Source organism: Pseudomonas brassicacearum (genome assembly GCF_009601685.2).
Classification (GTDB): Bacteria; Pseudomonadota; Gammaproteobacteria; order Pseudomonadales; family Pseudomonadaceae; genus Aquipseudomonas; species Aquipseudomonas kilonensis_B.
The window spans coordinates 3,991,271-4,008,946 of the sequence record NZ_CP045701.2 but is presented as its reverse complement, the minus strand read 5'-3'; the positions used below and the strand labels follow the sequence as shown (position 1 = coordinate 4,008,946).

The window sequence follows — 17,676 nt, the reverse complement described above, 5'->3', positions numbered from 1 at the left end:
GCCCCCATGCCCACCCAGCCCCTCTGGAAAACCTATCTCCTGTTCCTGGCCCCCATGGTCCTGTCCAACTTCCTGCAGTCCATGTCCGGCACGTTCAACAGCATCTACATCGGCCAGATGCTCGGTACCCAGGCCTTGGCGGCGGTGTCGGGCATGTTTCCCATCGTGTTTTTCTTTATCGCATTGGTGATTGGCCTCGGCGCGGGCGCGGGGGTGTTGATCGGGCAGGCCTACGGCGCCGGAGAAACCGGCACGGTGAAGGCGATTGCCGGTTCGACGTTGTTGTTGGGGGCCATCATCGGCCTGGTGGCGGCGGTGCTCGGCAGTGTCTTTGCGCGTCAGGCGTTGCAGGGGCTCGGCACGCCGGCCGATGTGCTGGAGGATGCCGTTTCCTATGCCCGGGTCATGATGTGGATTTTGCCGATGCTGCTGGTATTCGTGCTGTTCACCCAACTGCTGCGCGGAGTGAGCGATACGGTGTCACCGATGTTGGCGCTGCTGGTGTCCACCAGTGTCGGGCTGCTGCTCACGCCGGCGTTGATTCGTGGCTGGTTGGGGTTGCCGCAGATGGGCATCCAGAGCGCGGCGCTGGCGGGCTTGGTGGGGACGGCCTCGGCCATGGCCTTGCTGGCGTGGCGCCTGAACCGTCGCGAGCATGCCCTGGCACCGGACCGGGCGTTGTTCGCGGCGATGCGCCTGGACACGGAAATTCTTGGCAAAGTGCTGCGCATTGGCTTGCCCACAGGGTTGCAGATGGTGGTGATCTCATTGTCCGAGCTGGTCATCCTGACGCTGGTCAATAGCCATGGTTCCCAGGCCACGGCGGCCTACGGCGCGGTGACGCAGATCGTCAACTACGTGCAGTTTCCAGCGCTATCGATCGCCATCACCGCCTCGATCCTCGGCGCCCAGGCCATCGGTGCCGGACGCCTGGAACGCCTGGGGCCGATCCTGCGCACGGGGCTTGCGATCAACCTCTGGCTTACGGGCGGGCTGGTGGTCCTGGGGTATCTGTTGTCCCATTGGCTGCTGGGGCTGTTCATCACCGACCCGGCGGCACGGGTCCAGGCCGAACACCTGCTGCACATCATGCTCTGGAGCCTGCTGGTGTTCGGCTTCCAGGCGATCGTCGGCGGCATCATGCGCGCCAGCGGCACGGTGCTGGTGCCGGTTGCCATCTCGATCTTCTGCATCGTCGCCGTGCAACTGCCGGCGGCGTATCTGCTGGACGCCCACTTCGGGCTGCAAGGGGTGTGGATGGCGTTCCCGGTGGCCTACTTGAGCATGCTGCTGTTGCAGACGCTGTACTACAAGCGGGTGTGGCAGCATCAGCCGATCGAGCGCCTTGTGTAGACCAGAGTTTTGACAAAACACAAAGCCCCTGTGGGTGAGCAGTGGGTGAGCTGAGGGCCAAGCCTGTGGGAGCAAAGCTTGATCCCACAGGGGATTGGAGCCTGGCGATGTTACAGTCACCATCACCCGCCACGCCGCCACCGAGGATCCGATGCCTGACAGTCGCCCCACCCACATTGCCTACCGCGCCTTCCTGTTCGACATGGACGGCACACTGCTCAATTCCATCGCCGCCGCCGAGCGGATCTGGACGCGTTGGGCCCTGCGCCACGGCGTGGACGTGGCGACGTTCCTGCCGACGATCCATGGCGTGCGCGCCATCGACACCATCGCCCGCCAGCACCTGCCGGGGGTGGATGCCCAGGCCGAGGCCGAGCAGATCACCCGGGAGGAAATCGAAGACGTCGAAGGGGTGGTGCAGGTACCCGGTGCGCAGGCCTTTCTGAACAGCCTGCCGCCAGAGCGCTGGGCGATTGTCACTTCGGCGCCCATGGCATTGGCCTTGCGCCGTATGGAAGCCGCTGGAATTCCACGCCCTTTGGTCATGGTCACGGCCGAAGACGTAAGCGATGGCAAGCCCAACCCCGCCTGCTATCGCCTGGCCGCCGAACGCTTGCAAGTGGCACCGCAAGAATGCCTGGTGTTTGAAGACGCCGAGGCGGGCATCCGGGCAGGCGAGGCGGCCGAGGCGGATGTGCTGGTGGTGACGGCGACACATGCGCACCCGGTGGCCACCCTTCATCCGCAGGTCAAGGATTACCTTGGGCTAGGCATTGAAGTGGATGAAGCCGGGCTGATGCGGATTCAGTAAGCACACAATCCCCTAACCACACAATCCCCTGTGGGAGCGCGCCTGTGGGAGCAAAGCTTGCTCGCGATAGCCTCATCACAGGCAATATCTCTGTTGGGCCTTTAAACCGCTATCGCGAGCAAGCTTTGCTCCCACATTGGATCTGCGGTGGTCTTTGAACCGGTCAGGTCACCACGCGATAGCACGGCACATACGCCGCGCCACCTGGCAGTTTCATGCGGTGCTGGGCGACGAAGGCCTGGAGCAGGCGGTCGAGGGGTTCCATGATGGCGGTGTCCCCGTGGATTTCGTACGGGCCGTGTTCTTCGATCAGGCGGATGCCCTTGTCCTTGACGTTACCGGCCACGATGCCCGAGAACGCCCGGCGCAGGTTGGCGGCCAGTTCGTGGGCGGGCAGGTCGCGGCTCAGGCCCAGGCTGGCCATGTTGGCGTGGGTCGGGTCGAACGGGCGCTGGAAGCCCTCGTCGATCTTCAGCAGCCAGTTGAAGTGGAAGGCGTCGTTGCGCTCGCGGCGGAACTGCTTGACCTCCTTGAGCCCCTGGGTCATCTGCCGCGCCACTTCGGCCGGGTCGTCGATGATGATCTGATAGTGCTGCTGCGCGGCCTCGCCCAGGGTTGCACCGACAAACGCATGCAACTGATCGAGGTATGGCGCGGCGCTTTTCGGCCCGGTGAGAACCACCGGGAACGGCAGGTCCTGGTTGGCCGGGTGCATCAGGATGCCCAACAGGTAGAGGAACTCTTCCGCCGTGCCAGCGCCACCCGGGAAGATGATGATGCCGTGGCCGACACGCACGAAGGCTTCCAGGCGTTTCTCGATGTCCGGCAGGATCACCAGTTCATTGACGATCGGGTTCGGCGCCTCGGCGGCGATGATGCCCGGCTCCGTCAGGCCCAGGTAGCGACCGCCATGGATGCGCTGCTTGGCGTGGGCAATGGTGGCGCCTTTCATCGGGCCTTTCATCACGCCCGGGCCGCAGCCGGTGCAGATGTCCAGGCTGCGCAGGCCCAATTCGTGGCCGACCTTCTTGGTGTATTTGTATTCTTCGGTGTTGATCGAGTGACCGCCCCAGCACACGACGATTTTTGGCTCCACGCCAGGACGCAAGGTGCGGGCGTTGCGCAGCAGGTGGAACACGTAGTCGCTGATGCCCTGGGACGAGCTGAGGTCGATGCGCTGGCTGTCCAGCTCGTTCTCGGTGTAGACGATGTCGCGCAGGGCGCTGAACAGCATCTCCCGGGTGCTGGCGATCATTTCGCCGTCGACGAACGCATCGGCCGGCGCGTTCAACAGCTCCAGGCGCACGCCCCGGTCCTGCTGGTGAATACGAATCTCGAAGTCCTTGTAGGCTTCCAGGATGGTCTTGGCGTTATCAACATGGGCGCCGGTGTTGAGGATGGCCAGGGCGCACTGGCGGAAGAGGTCGTAGATGCTGCCGGAGCCGGCTTCGCTCAGTTGCTGGACTTCGCGCTGGGACAAAGTCTCCAGGCTGCCCTTGGGGCTCACCGAGGCGTTGATTACATGTCTTTGAGTCATTCAGCTTTCCTTGAAATCGATGCCATGCACACAACGACGGCATCTTGAAAAAAAACGTCCACGCAGAAAGATCGCACGATCCTTGCGCTATCGCCATGGACTTTGATCCCGCCCCGGCGAGTCGGTTGCCATACAAAATGAGCCCCAGCATAGCTAAATCGACCGGGCAGGCGATAATGCGTGACTCTTTTGATGCCGTACAAGGAAATTGCACCGCGATGTTCGAGATCAAACCGTGGGATGGCGACACCTACCGCAAGCAGACCCGCCGCAGCACCCTGATCATCGCGGTGGTGTTCCTGGCCCTGGCGATGCTGCTGTCCAGCCTGGCCGTGATGCTGCTGGGCACGCCCGGAGGCGATAACTTTCGCTTCAACCTCGGTGGGGTGATTGTTGCGGTGCTGGCGATGGCTGCGCTGATGCGCCAGTACTTCTGGTCGCAGCCGTGGATGGCTGCTGCCGTGTACGGCTGGCGGCTCAAGCGCAGCCTGATGAAAATCACCAACGTGATGCACCAGGTGACCGCCGGCGTGCAGGCCCAGGACCCCATCGCCATGAAGCTGCTGCGCTTCTATCACCTGGGGCTGGCCCAGATGCATCAGCTGGACGCCAACTCCAGCGCCCAGGGCTCCCTGGCGCGAGAGGCCGATGCGCACCTGGCGAAGATGCAGGCACTGGGCCTGGACACCGAACAGCCGCGCCTGGAGCCGAGCTGGATCGAGACCGTGAAGCAGGCCTATCGCGCAGATTGATCGGTCAGAGGGTGCCGATGCGGTCGAGCTCGGCTTTCAGGGCCTGGGCGTCGAGCTGGTCGAAAGGCAGGGCAAAAAACGCCCGGCAGCGGGCTTCGATACGATCCAGGGTGGCATGGAAGGCCTGGCCGATCTGATCGTCGCTGCCTTTGACGGTCGATGGATCGACCAAGCCCCAGTGGGCCTTGATGGCCGGGCCGAAGTACACCGGGCAAGCATCGCGGGCGGCGCTGTCGCACACGGTGATGACGATGTCCGGCGGGCTGCCCTCGAGCGCGTCGTAACCCTTGCTGCGCAAGCCTTGGACACTGATACCGGCTTCTTGCAAGGTGCTCAGGCTGCGCGGGAGCACGTGGCCCTTGGGGAAACTGCCGGCGCTGACGGCCTCGAACCCGGCTGGGGCCAGATGGTTGAACATCGCTTCGCTGAGAATGCTGCGGCAACTGTTGGCTGTGCACATGAAGAGGACTTTCATCGATCGGCTCCGATAAGCGCAGGGGTGGGCTGCGCCGGAGTATATGCGGGTAATCGAATATATGGAATTTCGTATTTAATTGGCCGCGTGGCGCGCACCATTCGTCGGTAGACCGCCAGGAAAATCAAACCCGCCCCAGGCGATGTCTTTCTCATGAACAGTCATGCGAAGGAGAGATGACATGTTGGATCGAAATGTTTGTGGCGGCTGGACACTGCTATGCGCAGCGGCTTTGGGATTGACCGGCTGAGCGGGTGGCACGAGCGACTCGCCCGTCGAGGCGCCGGGCTCTGCCAAGACCCCGACGACCGCGACGTTGGAAGCCGGGGCGCGGATCATGCAGGACAAACCGCCATTGCGGGTCTTGAACACCTATCACGATGGCTTTCATTTCTACAACGGGCGGATGTCCGGGCAGTTGATCGCGCCAGGGATTCCCCAGGCAGCGGAAACCCGATTGATGGAAAATCTGGTCAGCACGTATGGCAAGACCTGGCACACCTGGCACACCGAACAGGGCAATGCACTGCCTTACGGGGTCCCTCAGTTGATGATGGGGTTCACGGCCGACGGTCAGGTGGACCCGCAATTGGTACGCGAGCGGGACGGTCGAATGGGTGTGGACAGCGAAGCGAAAAAGCGTGCCCGAGCCGGTATTCAAGCGCCGGTGATTGATCCAGGTGCGGATGCCTGGCAGAAGGGGCAGGTGTGGCAGATCAAGGATCCGACTGGGCATCATGCCCATTGAAAGTTGTCGAAATTCCGCTTTTGTGGCGAGGGCGCTTGCTCCCGCTGGGCCCTGTAGGAGCTGGCGAAGCCTGCGATCTTTTGATCTTTTGATCTTTTGATCTTTCGCTTGAGACTCAAGTGTCTTTGGAAAGATCGCAGCCTCGTTGCACTCGACAGCTCCTACACAGCTCCTACACAGCTCCTACACAGCTCCTACAGGCGCAGCCCAGTGGGAGCAAGCGCTCTCGCCACAAAGTGTGCTAAGTAATAAGGAGGAATAGGGCGTTACGGAGTTAGTTTGAATTACGGTTGTTTGAAATGCCCCGGCACACCATGTTCTTCTTCGTTGGGCCTGGTCTTCTTCTGAACTTGGACGTCGCTGAGTTCAACGTCCTTGAGTTCACTGAACGTCGCTCTCAAGAGTGCTTCGGCTTCGTCGGCACTCAATGTCTCGGTGCTGGCCTCCACCACGCGATTGTCAGGTTGGTTGTCGGTGATGAAACTGATGATGAATCGATCCTGGCTGCTCATGGGCGACCTCGGTGCGGTTAAGCGCCAGGGCGCAGCGGTACTGCGCCCCGACGGTTTCCGGGTTACGATTTTCTGCCGCCGCCATGGCTGCGTTCGCTGCCTTTGTTACCGGCTCCAGTGCCTTTTTGCCGGTCGTTGGCAACGTTGCCGCCCGACGCATGTCCGCCTTTCTTGCCGGCTTCAGATGCTTTTTCACGATCATTTGCGAAGTTGCCTGGGTTTTTGTTTCCGCTACTGGCCATTTTCGAGAACCCTCATCTTTGGTTGAGCGAGCAACGTGCCTCGCATTATTTGGGAAAGAAAATGGCCGGGGGAAGTTTAAAAAAAACCGCTTGCTGGCGACGAATGGTGCGCCGCCCGTCTTCACTTCTAATCCTCGCCGCCGCTGACTTTCCAATGCTTGGCATCCACCGGGAACACCACTTGCTCGACCCGATGGGCAATGCCGAAGGCCAGGGAGTTTTCCGCCGGAATCACCCGCTCTTCGGCGCACAGGCATTTGAAGATATCCAACTGCGTCGCCGCGCCCGCGGTTTCCTTGACGTAGATCTCCACATAGCGCGCCACGTCGTTATCCAGGCTGGACAGGTACTCGCGCAAGCGTGAGTGATCCACCGACTTCTGGCCGAAGTACCAGTTCATCGGATGAATCAGGAAACGCGAATGCGGGGTGGTGGTGCGGTCGCTGGCGGCCAGGTACATGACGATGCCCATCGACTCGATGTTGCCGGCGTTTACCGCACGTACCGGTATCGGAAGGGACTTGATGAAGGTGTAGAGGGTGAAACCGAAGTTGGTACTGCCACCGACTGTGGAGAGATTGAGCATCAGCGAGTCGGCGCCTTTCTCAATGGCTTCCAGGCAGGTATCGCGAAAGCGTTCCGTGGTTCCCTGATCGATCTGGCAATGAAAATGGACAATGTGTTCGGACATCTGAAACTCCTGTCGACTTCACCCTTTGACGTGCCTGCGGATCGGCTGTGCCGTACAGTTGGGAGTCCAGCGGTCTGCGGATGTTCCTCATCCGTGGCTGGCTGCCGGTGAGCGCATCAAGCCGGTTGCTGCTGTTCGCATTTCTGCGCGGCTTGCGTCATGCGCTGCAGAAATAGCGTCAGCCCGGCTTCTTCTTCGCTGAGGCCTTTACGTGCCCGGGGTTTGGGCAAATGGGTCAGGGCACCGAGCAGGAAACCCTCTACCACTGCAGGATGAATGTAGCATTTGCGACAGACGGTCGGCGTGTTGCCCAGTTGTCGGGCGACTTGCCTGACCATCTCGGCGACGTGTCTTTTGGCCTCGCTTTCGGTTTCCCAGCGCAGCGTCCGCAACCCGGCCAGCGCGGCTGCGCTGCCGGCCCAGGTGCGGTAGTCCTTGGCGGTGAAGTCAGCGCCAGTGAGGGTCTTGAGGTAGGCGTTGATGTCCGAAGAGCTGATGGCGTGGCGCTCGCCGTGTTCGTCCAGGTACTGGAACAGGTTCTGCCCGGGGATCTCCTGGCAGCGCCTGATGATCCGCGCCAGGCGCCGGTCCTTCACGGTGATCTGGTGCTCGATGCCGCTCTTGCCGCGGAACTGGAAGGCGATGGCGCTGCCGTTGATCTCGACATGTTTGTTGCGCAGGGTCGTCAGGCCGTAGGAGCGATTGTCCCGGGCGTATTGGCTGTTGCCGACGCGGATCAGGGTCACGTCCAACAGCGTGATAACCGTGGCCATGACTTTGTCGCGGCTGAACCCGGGCGTGGCGAGGATGGCTTCCAGGCGTTTGCGCAAGCGCGGCAGGGCGCGTCCGAATTCCAGCATCCGCGAGTACTTGTCCGCATCACGGACCTCACGCCAGCGCGCATGGTAGCGGTACTGCTTGCGCCCGCGGGCATCGCGCCCGGTGGCCTGCAGATGACCGCGCGGGTCGGTGCAGATCCAGACATCGGTGTAGGCCGGCGGCACCGCCAGGGCATTGATGCGCTGGATCTGGGCCGCGTCGGTGATGCGCTGGCCCTGCGGGTCGAAATAACAGAATTGGCCCCGCCGCTTTTTGCGGGTGATGCCCGGGGCCGTGTCATCGACATAATGCAGGTCGGCCGGCAGTGCATCCGGCGGCAGGGTATCGGGCATGAAAAGGGTCCTTGGCAACGAATCCGGTGGCCTGTGATCGATTGACCGCAGCCTGTGGCGGTCGTGCCAAGATTCTGATGCTGCCCCGAAACCGGGGGGAGCAAACCAGCGGGAGCAAACCAGCAGGAGCAAACCTGTGGGAGCAAGGCTTGCCCGCGATGCAAGCACCTCGGTGTAGCTGATAGACCGAGGCGATGCTATCGCGGGCAAGCCTTGCTCCCACAGCTCCCACAGCTCCACAGTGTGATCCGCCGGTTTCGGACCCTACGCCAACACCGCCACCGCCTTGATCTGCGCCCATAGCGCCTGCCCTGGATGCAATTTCAGCTGATCGCGCGAATAGCGGGTGATGCGCGCCAGCAGCGGGGTGCCAGCGGCTTCCAGGCGGATCAACACGTGGGCGGCGTTATCGGCGGCCTGTTCGCTGACCACGGTGACCGGCAGGCGGTTGAGAATGCTGGTCTGGGCATCGTTCGCCAGGCTGAGGCTGACGTCCCGGGCCTGGACCTTGAAGCGCAGCGGTTGGCCGAGGGCCAGTGCCGTGTGGGCCACGCGTACGTTCAGTTGGCTGTCGGGCAGGTTCAGGGTCAGCAATTGATAAGCCGGGTCATAACCGCTGACCTTGCCCTCGATCACCACTCCCGCGTCATCCCCAAGGGCCAGTGGCAGGTCGAGCCGGGCCAGGGTCTCGCCGATCGGCCCACTGGCCAACGCGCGACCGCCGTCGAGCAGCACGACGTGATCGGCCAGGCGCGCCACTTCGTCCTGGGAATGGCTGACGTACAGCACCGGGATGTCCAGCTCATCGTGGAGCCGTTGCAGGTACGGCAGGATTTCGTTTTTGCGCCGGGTATCGAGGGCCGCCAGCGGCTCATCCATCAGCAGCAGTTGTGGGCTGGTCAGCAAGGCGCGGGCGATGCCGACGCGTTGGCGTTCGCCGCCGGACAGGTTGTGCGGCTGCCGATCGAGCAAGTGCCCGATGCCCAGCAGTTCGGTCGCCTGTTCCATGTCCACCCGTCGTTGTGCCGGTGCAATGCGCTTGAGGCCGAACGCCAGGTTGGCCCGCACCGACAGATGGGCGAACAGGCTCGCCTCCTGGAACACATACCCCACCGACCGTTTATGGGGCGGCACGAATACCGCGTGCTCACTGTCTTGCCAGACTTGGCCATTGACCTCGATAAAGCCGCGGGCCGGCCGCTCCAACCCGGCAATGCAGCGCAGGCAGGTGGTTTTGCCGGAACCGGAAGGCCCATACAGTGCAGTCACGCCACGCCCCGGCAGCTGCACAGCCAGGTCCAGGGAAAAGTCCCCATGGTCGAGCTGAAAACGCGCCTCAATCATCGATCAGCTCCAGCCGGCACGGGTTCGGCGGCTGGAATAAAGCGCCAGCAGCACCAGGAATGAGAACACCAGCATCGCCGCGGCCAGCCAGTGGGCCTGGGCATATTCCAAGGCTTCGACATGGTCGTAGATCTGCACCGACACCACCCGGGTTTTCTCCGGGATGTTGCCGCCGATCATCAGCACCACGCCGAATTCGCCGACGGTGTGGGCGAAGCCAAGGATCGCCGCGGTGATGAAGCCGGGGCGGGCCAGGGGCAGGATGACATTGAAAAACGTATCCCAAGGTCCGGCCCGCAGGGTGGCGGCGACTTCCAGGGGACGACTGCCGATGGCGGCAAAGGCGTTCTGCAACGGCTGCACCACAAACGGCATGGAGTAGATCACCGAGCCGATTACCAACCCCGTAAAGCTGAAGGTGAGGGTGCCCAACCCGAGCGCTTGGGTGAGCTGGCCGATCCAGCCGTTCGGGCCCAGCGCCAGCAACAGGTAAAAGCCGATCACCGTCGGCGGCAGCACCAACGGCAACGCCACCACCGCACCCACCGGCCCGCGCAGCCAGGAGCGGGTGCGCGACAGCCACAAGGCGATGGGCGTGCCGATGAGCAGCAGGATTACCGTGGTCAATGACGCCAGTTTCAGGGTCAGCCAGATGGCGGCATAGTCGGCGCTGGTCAATGGCATTTAGCGTTAGTAACCGTAGGTTTGGATGATGGCGGCGGCTTTCGGGCCCTTGAGGTAATCCACCAGGGCCACGGCAGCGGGGTTGTCCCGGCCCTTGTTGAGGATCACCGCGTCCTGTTTGATCGGATCGTGCAGTTCGGCCGGGACGATCCACGCCGAGCCGCCCGTCACTTTGCCGTCCTTGTACACCTGGGACAAGGCGACGAAACCCAGTTCAGCGTTACCAGTGGAGACGAACTGATAGGCCTGGGTGATGTTCTGGCCTTCGACGAGCTTGCTTTTCACCTGGGCGGTCAAGCCGAGCTTGTCCAGCACCTGGGTCGCGGCCAGGCCGTAGGGCGCGGCTTTCGGGTTGGCGATGGACAGGTGTTGGAAATTGTTGTGCTTGAGCACCTGCCCCGTGCTGTCGACATAACCGTCCTTGGCCGACCACAGCGCCAGGGTGCCGACTGCGTAGGTGAAGCGCGAGCCCTTGACGGTGTCGCCTTCGCTTTCGAGTCTGGCCGGGGTGGTGTCGTCGGCGGCGAGGAAGACTTCAAAGGGCGCGCCGTTCTTGATCTGGGTGTAGAACTGCCCGGTGGCGCCGTAAGCCGCCACCAGCTTGTGCCCGGTGTCTTTTTCGAAGTCGGCGGCAATGGCCTGGATCGGCGCGGTGAAATTGGACGCGACCGCTACCTGCACCTCAGCGGCCTGGACGGTGCCAATGGTCAAGAGCGTGGTCAGCAGCAACGGCGCGAAGCGGGTGAGGGGCATGGGTGAGGCTCCGTAGGGTCAGGTTCGCTATATACCAGAATATATAGCGAATGGCCGACAAACGGAACGCGGCATTTTGCCTGGGGAGTGAGGTGCAAGAGTGTGGGAGCCAAGCTTGCTCGCGATGACGGTGGGTCAGCGTGCATCCATTTTGAATGTGCTACCGCGATCGCGAGCAAGCTTAGCTCCCACAGGTCCAGTGGTGTACCTGGATGTGCCGGTTGCCCCCAATCCCCTGTGGGAGCGAGCCTGCTCGCGATGACGGTGGGTCAGCGTGCATCCATTTTGAATGTGCTACCGCGATCGCGAGCAAGCTTAGCTCCCACAGGTCCAGTGGTGTACCTGGATGTGCCGGTTGCCCCCAATCCCCTGTGGGAGCGAGCCTGCTCGCGATGACGGTGGGTCAGCGTGCATCCATTTTGAATGTGCTACCGCGATCGCGAGCAAGCTTAGCTCCCACAGGTCCGGTGGTGTACCCGGATGTACCGGTTGCCCCCTATTCCCTGTGGGAGCGAGCCTGCTCGCGATGACGGTGGGTCAGCGTGCATCCATTTTGAATGTGCTACCGCGATCGCGAGCAAGCTTAGCTCCCACAGGTCCGGTGGTGTGCCTGGATGTGCCGGTTGTCCCCGATCCCGTGTGGGAGCGAGTTTGCTCGCGATGGCGTTCGATCAGACGTTCGCCCTGTGGAGTCGGGCCAATGCCTCATCCGCCAGCCGTTGCGTCAACTCGGCCGTCGACAGCTCGCGGCCCAAGGGGAAAGCCTGGCCGGCCCAGAGGTTGCTGAAGTCTGCTTCGCCCTTGGCGCGCAACGGTAGCAACGCGCCGCCCGCCAGGGGGAAAGCCGGGGCCAGTGGGCTCATCGGGCCCACTTCGCGCATCACCCGGTTGACGATGCCTCGGGCCGGACGACCGGTGAACAGGTTGGTGACAGCGGTCTGGCTTTGCTTGGCCGTGCGCAAGGCGCGGTGATGGGAGGCGCTGATCTTCGCCTCGGGTGTGAACAGGTAGGCGCTGCCCAGTTGCACCGCCGAAGCACCGAGGGCGAACGCCGCGACGATCCCCCGCGCATCGCCAATGCCGCCGGCAGCGATCACCGGCACCTTCACCGCATCCACCACCTGCGGCAGCAAGGCAAACAGGCCAACCTGGGTGTCGAGGTCGTCGCTGAGGAACATCCCGCGATGACCACCGGCTTCATAGCCCATCGCAATGATCGCATCGCAACCGTGCTGTTCAAGCCAGATGGCCTCCTCGACGGTGGTGGCCGAGGAAAGGATTTTCGCGCCAGTGGCCTTCACCCGGTCCAGCAAGGATTTTTCCGGCAGGCCGAAATGGAAACTGACCACTTTGGGACGCATCTCTTCCAGCACCCGGCAGGCGGCATCATCGAACGGGGTGCGGTTGGACACCGGCGTCGGCGCGTCGAAGTCGACGCCCAGTTCCTGATAGTACGGCTTGAGCCGTTGCTTCCAGGCCTCGGCCCGCTGTTCGTCGATGGCCGGCGGCTGGTGACAGAAGAAATTCACATTGAATGGCTTATCGGTCTGTTCGCCGATGGTCGTCAGCGCCTGGCGCAATTGTTCGACATCGAGCATCGCCGCCGGCATCGAACCCAACCCACCGGCATTGCACGTCGCAACCACCATGGCCGGCCCGGTCACCCCGGCCATCGGCCCCTGGATGATGGGTAGCCCGATACCGAGCAGGTCAAGAATGCGAGTGTCTGGCCACTGGCTCATGTGCGGGTCTCCGACGGCAGAAATAAACAGCGTTTTTAGCAGGTGTGGGCCGGCCAGGGCCAGTCGAGTTTTTCAATCGAGTGCTGCAACTTGATCCCGGCGACGGGAGGGTTACCATGCGGGCTTCATACAACAAGGACCCCGCCCCATGGACGTGAAACTCAAGACCGTCGAACCCTTCACCGTGGCCGGTTTGCAGGTGCGCACCCGCAACACCGACGAGCAGCAGCCCGACACCGCCCGGATCGGCCCGATGTGGCAACGGTTCTTCAACGAAGGGTTGTTCGACACGATCCCGGCCCGGCAATCAGAGTCGTTCGTCTACGGGGTGTATTCCAATTACGAGTCCGACGCCACCGGCCACTTCGATGTGACGGCCGGGGTGCAGGTGGATGCGACCAGCGCAGGCCACCCCACCGTGGACATCGAGGGCGGGGATTACCTGATGTTTGCGGCCAAGGGGCCAATGCCCGACTGCGTGATCCAGACCTGGGGCCTGATCTGGGCGTACTTCGCGGATAACCCGCAGACATTGCGCCGTTTCACCACCGATTTCGAGGTCTACAGCAGCCCCGATTCGGTGGCGATCTACATCGGCATTCAATCCCCGGACGAGCGCTCCAGCGCCAGCAACTGGCGCTTGCGCTCCACGCCCCAGCGATAGCCCGACAGGTTGCCGTCGCTGCGTACCACCCGGTGGCAAGGAATCGCCACCGCCAGGCTGTTGGCGCCGCAAGCCTGGGCCACGGCGCGCACGGCCTTGGGCATGCCGATGCGCTGGGCGATCTCGGCGTAGCTGGCGGTGCTGCCAGCGGGAATGTCCCGCAAGGCTTGCCAGACCCGCTCCTGGAAGGCGGTGCCGCGCAGGTCCAAGGGCAAGTCCAGGCCCAGGGCCGGGGCTTCGATGAAGCCAACCACCTGGGCGATCAACTGCTCGAACTCGCGGTCGGCACCGATCAGGTTGGCCCGGCGGAACTTGTCTTGCAGGTCCCGCACCAACGCGTCCGGGTCATCCCCCAGCAGGATCGCGCACACGCCACGCTCGCTTTGCGCCACCAGGATCGCCCCGAGGGAGCATTGGCCGACGGCGAAACGGATGTCGGTGTTCTGCCCGGCGGCGCGGTAGTCGGCGGGTTTCATGCCCAACACCTTGTCGGCGGCCTCATAAAAACGGCTGTTGGAATTGAACCCGGCGTCATACAGCGCCTCGGTGATCGTGCCGCCATCGGCCAGGCGTTCGCGCACCTTGCGTGAGCGGTGGGCGGCGGCGTAACCCTTGGGGGTCAGGCCGGTGACAGCCTTGAAGACCCGATGAAAGTGGAAGGGGCTCAAGCCCGCGTTTTCTGCCAGTTCATTCAGGCCTGGCAGTTCTTCGGCGGCTTCGATCTGCCGACAGGCGGCCGCGACCCGTGCCGCTTGTTGGGCGGCGATCTGGGTCTGGTCCCGGGCCACGCGCTTGCTGGGCCGGTAACCGGCAGCCTGGGCCTGCTCCGGCGTGTCGAAGAACTCGACGTTGCGCGGGTTGGGCAGGCGCGACAGGCTGCTGGGGTGGCAGTAGATGCCGGTGGTTTTCACGCCATAGACGAAGGTACCGTCGGCGCGCGGATCCCGGGCGAGTACGGCGGCCCAGCGAGGGTCCAGTTCAGGGGCGAGATTGTTCGAAGTGCTGTTCATGGTCGTTATGTCCATTGGCCCGTTTTGACTACAATAGCGAGCCATCCAAGTGACGACACTCCGGGTCTTGCGGTTGAATTCTGCACCTTCACCCGGCGGTACGAAACGTCAGGTTGATCCGCTGGGCGCCCAGGCGCGGGTGCTGGCCTTCCTTGAGTGGCAGTACGCCGTGGTAACGCAACCGGTCCACGCCGCCCCAGACCACGATGTCGCCATGGAACAACGGGATGCGCTGGCTTTTGTCGCTGCGCTCGAAGCCGCCGAACTGGAACACTGCCGGCAGGCCCAGGGACATCGAGACGATCGGCGCGGCGAGGGAGCGTTCGTTTTTGTCCTGGTGCAGCGACATCCGCGCGCCGGGCACGTAGCGGTTGATCAGGCAGGCGTCGGGCTCGAAATGCTCGAAGCGCGCCTGCCGAGCGGCGGCCTGGGCCAGTTCGCGAAACACCGCCGGCATGTCGGGCCAGGGGTGGCCGGTCTGCGGATCGTGGGCGGTGTAGCGATAGCCGCTGCGGTCGGTGGTCCAGCCCAACGCACCGCAGCTGCTCAAGGCCACCGACATGGTAAACCCACCGGGCGTGACCATCTGCCGGAACGGTGCAGCCTGCAAAACACTTTCCAGCGCCGGCAGCAAGCGCTCGAGCCAGGGCAGGGCGAACCCGCGCAGCACGAACGCTTGCTGGCCGATCTGCTCGACCTGGCCAGGCGGGGTGGGCGCCTGGTCGGCGAACAGGTCCAACGTGACCGGTATGTCATTACTGCGCATCATGAAAAATGATTCCCAAGGTGTGCCGCCTGCCGCTGTGCACGCAGCTGACGCCATGGCGCATGTTCACCCGATAATAACCGCGAACGCCCTGGACGGGCCGTTGGTGCACGGCAAATACCACGGCATCGCCCTGTTTCAGATCGATGACCTGGGGCCGCGATTGCATGCGCGGGCGCTGTTCGGTGAGGACAAATTCGCCGCCGGTAAAGTCCCGCCCCGGTTCCGACAGCAGGATCGCCACCTGCAGTGGGAACACCTGCTCGCCGTACAGATCCTGATGCAGACAGTTGTAGTCCTGGGGGCCGTATTGCAGCAACAACGGCGTAGGCCGCGATTGCCCGGCACCATGGCAGCGCCGGATAAAGTCAGGGTGTTCGTTGGGGTAGCGCACTTCAATACCCATGTGTTCATTCCAGCGATTCGCCAGCGGGACCAACACTGGATACAACGACTGGCGCAACTGCTGGACGATATCGGGCAGCGGATAGCGAAAATACTGATACTCGCCGCGCCCGAAGCCATGGCGGGCCATGATCACCCTCGAACGAAAAAGCCCGGGCTCGGCGTACAAGCCACTCACTAGCCGGCACTGCGTTGCGGGTAGCAGGTTGCGGATGATAGCGCTGCCGTCCTGATCGAGGCTGTGTTCCAGGGCGGGCCAGTCAAGGTTGGCGAGGTGTGGGAGCAGGGATGGCGTAGTGGGCACGATGGCAATCCTTGTTGGAAGGACTGTTCAGTCTGCGCTGTGCTGCGTTGCAGGGCACCCCGATTCTTGCGGTGCGGCATTCCTGTGGCGAGGGGCAAGCTCGCGCTGGGCTCTGTAGGAGCTGGCGAAGCCTGCGATCCTTTGATCTTGATCTTGATCTTGATCTTGATCTTTCGCTCTTGACTCAATTGTCTGGGGAGAGATCGCAGCCTCGTTGCACTCGACAGCTCCTACACAGCTCCTACACAGCTCCTGCATAGCTCCTACACCGTTCCTACAGAATCGAGTGGGAGCTTCCCTTGCGACAAAAGGCTTACAGCGCCTTGCTGACCTTGAGGTCGCTGATCACATCGTCGGTTTCGCCGTGCAGCTTGTGCAGCGCCGCCCTGGCTTCTTCCTCGGTACCGGTTTGCAGTTGCGCGAACTCGAAACGGCGTTCGCCATTGAGCTTGTACTTGATGACGTATTTGGTCGTCTGGGCCACGGTTTTGCCTGTCTTGAAAGTGGGCGAGGCTCAGCTCAGTTTCGAGCTGGAACGCCGGATGATTTTGATCTTGTGGGTCAGGGTCGGCTTGCGCGTGACGCTGATTGCACGGCGGTTGACGGTGTCGATGGTGATGTTCCAGAAACCGGTGCTGGGGGCGGTGATCCGGGCCGGGAAGGTGTCGAACGCGCCACCGTGATACGTGTGCCGGCCGCCGTTCTTGAAGCTGCGGAAGTTGGCGTCGTTCATCAAACGGATGTTGCACATTTGGGAGCATTCGATGACGACAATGTCGTCCTCGTTCAGGTGCTCGCGCTGGTGGATGAATTTCATGGGCGCCTCCAGAAGGGCTTTTTCTACAAAATCAAAACGATAGCAAGGGGCAATGATGCGCAGTTTATCAGCCCCGAGTGTTAATATCCGGCCCGCGCTCCAGGCTTTGTTCATTTATTGCAGGTTGCGGGGAAAAAAAAGCGGTGCGGCACCGGAGAAAAACGGCGTCTGCACTGTCGGAGGGTCTTTATCGGAGGAATCATATGAAGCGCAGCGTGTGGGTGTTGGCATTGGCCATGAGTGGATGTGCATCGGTATCGGACATCAACCAGACGCCCCCCACCATGAGCGTCATTTCCGGAAAGAAACCTCACGAATATGCCAAGTGTGTTTCCGACAAACTGGCCAGCAGCCGGGGGCCGCTGCAAGTGGAGCCACACAAGAATGGCGTGCGGCTGATCGTCCCGGGCAAACTGTCGACCCTGCCGGCGGCGGTGTTCGACATTGACGAGCGCTCCAGTGGTAGCAGCATCAAGCTGCACGAAAGCCTGTCCAACGTGCCGGTGCGTCCGGGCGACGTGCAAGATGCAGCCAACGCCTGCATTTCCGGCTGATCACACTCAGCGCCTGACGAGCGGACCGGGCATCGGATAAACTACTGCCCTCGACAAAAAATGCCGCCGCGGTCCACGTTGGCGGCATTGTCATTTATGGAGTCAGTCAATGAAACGCGAGCAGGTGCGCGAGCGCCATGCAGAAGGTCTTATCTGTGCTACCCACGTGATTCAGAACCCGGCGAGCCCGGGCGAATGGATCGTGTTCTTCAAGAAAAGCGCCGGGCGCAGTTTTTTCCTGGTGGATGACCAGGACGAAGTCGAATCCTTCGCTCGTCTCGACGAACTGATCGAAACCTTGCGCGGGCTGGGCATCAAGTTTGCCGAGATCCACATATAG

22 protein-coding genes are annotated in these 17,676 nt (G+C 62.4%); 7 read left to right on the top strand and 15 right to left on the bottom strand.

The window, feature by feature from the left end; genetic code table 11:
- Positions 1–6: 6 nt before the first annotated feature.
- Positions 7–1,353 carry an MATE family efflux transporter gene (locus tag GFU70_RS16830; protein WP_116641957.1) on the top strand — a complete coding sequence of 449 codons (1,347 nt, stop codon included), beginning with the start codon at positions 7–9 and terminating at the stop codon, positions 1,351–1,353.
- Between the two features lie 151 nt (positions 1,354–1,504).
- Complete coding sequence (locus GFU70_RS16825; RefSeq protein WP_116643757.1) at positions 1,505–2,164, top strand: HAD-IA family hydrolase; 660 nt, start codon at positions 1,505–1,507, stop codon at positions 2,162–2,164.
- 163 nt (positions 2,165–2,327) lie between these two features.
- Here GFU70_RS16825 and ppnN read toward each other — a convergent pair whose 3' ends face one another.
- Positions 2,328–3,701: a nucleotide 5'-monophosphate nucleosidase PpnN gene (ppnN, locus tag GFU70_RS16820; protein WP_058542877.1), complete on the bottom strand. Its 1,374-nt coding sequence runs from the start codon at positions 3,699–3,701 to the stop codon at positions 2,328–2,330.
- A gap of 218 nt (positions 3,702–3,919) precedes the next feature.
- Between ppnN and GFU70_RS16815 the strand changes: the two genes are divergently transcribed.
- Positions 3,920–4,453, top strand: a complete 534-nt coding sequence (locus GFU70_RS16815; protein WP_153388450.1) for a DUF3087 family protein — start codon at positions 3,920–3,922, stop codon at positions 4,451–4,453.
- A 4-nt stretch (positions 4,454–4,457) separates the two neighbouring features.
- Here GFU70_RS16815 and GFU70_RS16810 read toward each other — a convergent pair whose 3' ends face one another.
- Positions 4,458–4,928 carry an arsenate reductase ArsC gene (locus tag GFU70_RS16810; protein ID WP_116641959.1) on the bottom strand — a complete coding sequence of 157 codons (471 nt, stop codon included), beginning with the start codon at positions 4,926–4,928 and terminating at the stop codon, positions 4,458–4,460.
- Between the two features lie 337 nt (positions 4,929–5,265).
- Between GFU70_RS16810 and GFU70_RS16805 the strand changes: the two genes are divergently transcribed.
- On the top strand, positions 5,266–5,676 hold the full coding sequence (locus tag GFU70_RS16805; RefSeq protein ID WP_193034250.1) for a DUF1264 domain-containing protein: 411 nt from the start codon (positions 5,266–5,268) through the stop codon (positions 5,674–5,676).
- A 284-nt stretch (positions 5,677–5,960) separates the two neighbouring features.
- Here GFU70_RS16805 and GFU70_RS16800 read toward each other — a convergent pair whose 3' ends face one another.
- The 8 genes from GFU70_RS16800 to GFU70_RS16765 all read right to left on the bottom strand — a co-directional run bounded on the left by GFU70_RS16800 (position 5,961) and on the right by GFU70_RS16765 (position 12,816).
- A complete protein-coding gene (locus GFU70_RS16800) occupies positions 5,961–6,188 on the bottom strand; it encodes a hypothetical protein (protein WP_058542873.1) in 228 nt (75 codons plus the stop codon).
- Between the two features lie 62 nt (positions 6,189–6,250).
- Positions 6,251–6,430, bottom strand: coding sequence for a general stress protein (locus GFU70_RS16795; protein ID WP_058542872.1), 180 nt, complete (start codon positions 6,428–6,430; stop codon positions 6,251–6,253).
- A 127-nt stretch (positions 6,431–6,557) separates the two neighbouring features.
- On the bottom strand, positions 6,558–7,121 hold the full coding sequence (locus GFU70_RS16790; protein WP_058542871.1) for an ATP-dependent Clp protease proteolytic subunit: 564 nt from the start codon (positions 7,119–7,121) through the stop codon (positions 6,558–6,560).
- A gap of 116 nt (positions 7,122–7,237) precedes the next feature.
- On the bottom strand, positions 7,238–8,293 hold the full coding sequence (locus GFU70_RS16785; RefSeq protein ID WP_153388449.1) for a DNA topoisomerase IB: 1,056 nt from the start codon (positions 8,291–8,293) through the stop codon (positions 7,238–7,240).
- Positions 8,294–8,557: 264 nt separating this feature from the next.
- The gene (gene modC / locus GFU70_RS16780) at positions 8,558–9,637 is read right to left on the bottom strand and encodes a molybdenum ABC transporter ATP-binding protein (RefSeq protein ID WP_153388448.1); all 1,080 of its coding nucleotides are present in this window, start codon (positions 9,635–9,637) and stop codon (positions 8,558–8,560) included.
- Between the two features lie 3 nt (positions 9,638–9,640).
- Positions 9,641–10,321, bottom strand: a complete 681-nt coding sequence (modB, locus tag GFU70_RS16775; protein WP_153388447.1) for a molybdate ABC transporter permease subunit — start codon at positions 10,319–10,321, stop codon at positions 9,641–9,643.
- 6 nt (positions 10,322–10,327) lie between these two features.
- Positions 10,328–11,074, bottom strand: coding sequence for a molybdate ABC transporter substrate-binding protein (gene modA, locus GFU70_RS16770; RefSeq protein WP_153388446.1), 747 nt, complete (start codon positions 11,072–11,074; stop codon positions 10,328–10,330).
- Between the two features lie 671 nt (positions 11,075–11,745).
- The gene (locus GFU70_RS16765; RefSeq protein ID WP_116641966.1) at positions 11,746–12,816 is read right to left on the bottom strand and encodes an NAD(P)H-dependent flavin oxidoreductase; all 1,071 of its coding nucleotides are present in this window, start codon (positions 12,814–12,816) and stop codon (positions 11,746–11,748) included.
- A 148-nt stretch (positions 12,817–12,964) separates the two neighbouring features.
- Between GFU70_RS16765 and GFU70_RS16760 the strand changes: the two genes are divergently transcribed.
- Positions 12,965–13,480, top strand: coding sequence for a GyrI-like domain-containing protein (locus GFU70_RS16760; RefSeq protein WP_153388445.1), 516 nt, complete (start codon positions 12,965–12,967; stop codon positions 13,478–13,480).
- On the opposite strand, the gene ada is transcribed toward GFU70_RS16760, so the two are convergent.
- The 5 genes from ada to GFU70_RS16735 form a co-directional block, all read right to left on the bottom strand.
- The gene (ada, locus tag GFU70_RS16755; RefSeq protein WP_153388444.1) at positions 13,417–14,490 is read right to left on the bottom strand and encodes a bifunctional DNA-binding transcriptional regulator/O6-methylguanine-DNA methyltransferase Ada; all 1,074 of its coding nucleotides are present in this window, start codon (positions 14,488–14,490) and stop codon (positions 13,417–13,419) included. The two genes, GFU70_RS16760 and ada, sit on opposite strands and share 64 nt — an antisense overlap.
- Before the next feature lie 88 nt (positions 14,491–14,578).
- Positions 14,579–15,259, bottom strand: coding sequence for a DNA oxidative demethylase AlkB (alkB, locus tag GFU70_RS16750; protein WP_413468823.1), 681 nt, complete (start codon positions 15,257–15,259; stop codon positions 14,579–14,581).
- Positions 15,246–15,965, bottom strand: coding sequence for a 2OG-Fe(II) oxygenase (locus GFU70_RS16745; RefSeq protein WP_058544509.1), 720 nt, complete (start codon positions 15,963–15,965; stop codon positions 15,246–15,248). The genes alkB and GFU70_RS16745 overlap by 14 nt, the downstream gene beginning before the upstream one ends.
- 313 nt (positions 15,966–16,278) lie before the next feature.
- Positions 16,279–16,449: a hypothetical protein gene (locus GFU70_RS16740; RefSeq protein ID WP_165826019.1), complete on the bottom strand. Its 171-nt coding sequence runs from the start codon at positions 16,447–16,449 to the stop codon at positions 16,279–16,281.
- 30 nt (positions 16,450–16,479) lie between these two features.
- A complete protein-coding gene (locus tag GFU70_RS16735) occupies positions 16,480–16,782 on the bottom strand; it encodes a DUF1883 domain-containing protein (RefSeq protein ID WP_003182962.1) in 303 nt (100 codons plus the stop codon).
- A 203-nt stretch (positions 16,783–16,985) separates the two neighbouring features.
- On the opposite strand from GFU70_RS16735, the gene GFU70_RS16730 reads away from it, so the two are divergent.
- Both GFU70_RS16730 and GFU70_RS16725 read left to right on the top strand, forming a co-directional pair.
- Entirely contained in the window at positions 16,986–17,336 is a 351-nt protein-coding gene (locus GFU70_RS16730; protein WP_058544510.1) for a hypothetical protein, read from the top strand.
- A 109-nt stretch (positions 17,337–17,445) separates the two neighbouring features.
- Positions 17,446–17,676 (top strand): hypothetical protein, encoded by a 231-nt coding sequence (locus GFU70_RS16725; RefSeq protein ID WP_003203005.1) that lies wholly within the window; start codon positions 17,446–17,448, stop codon positions 17,674–17,676.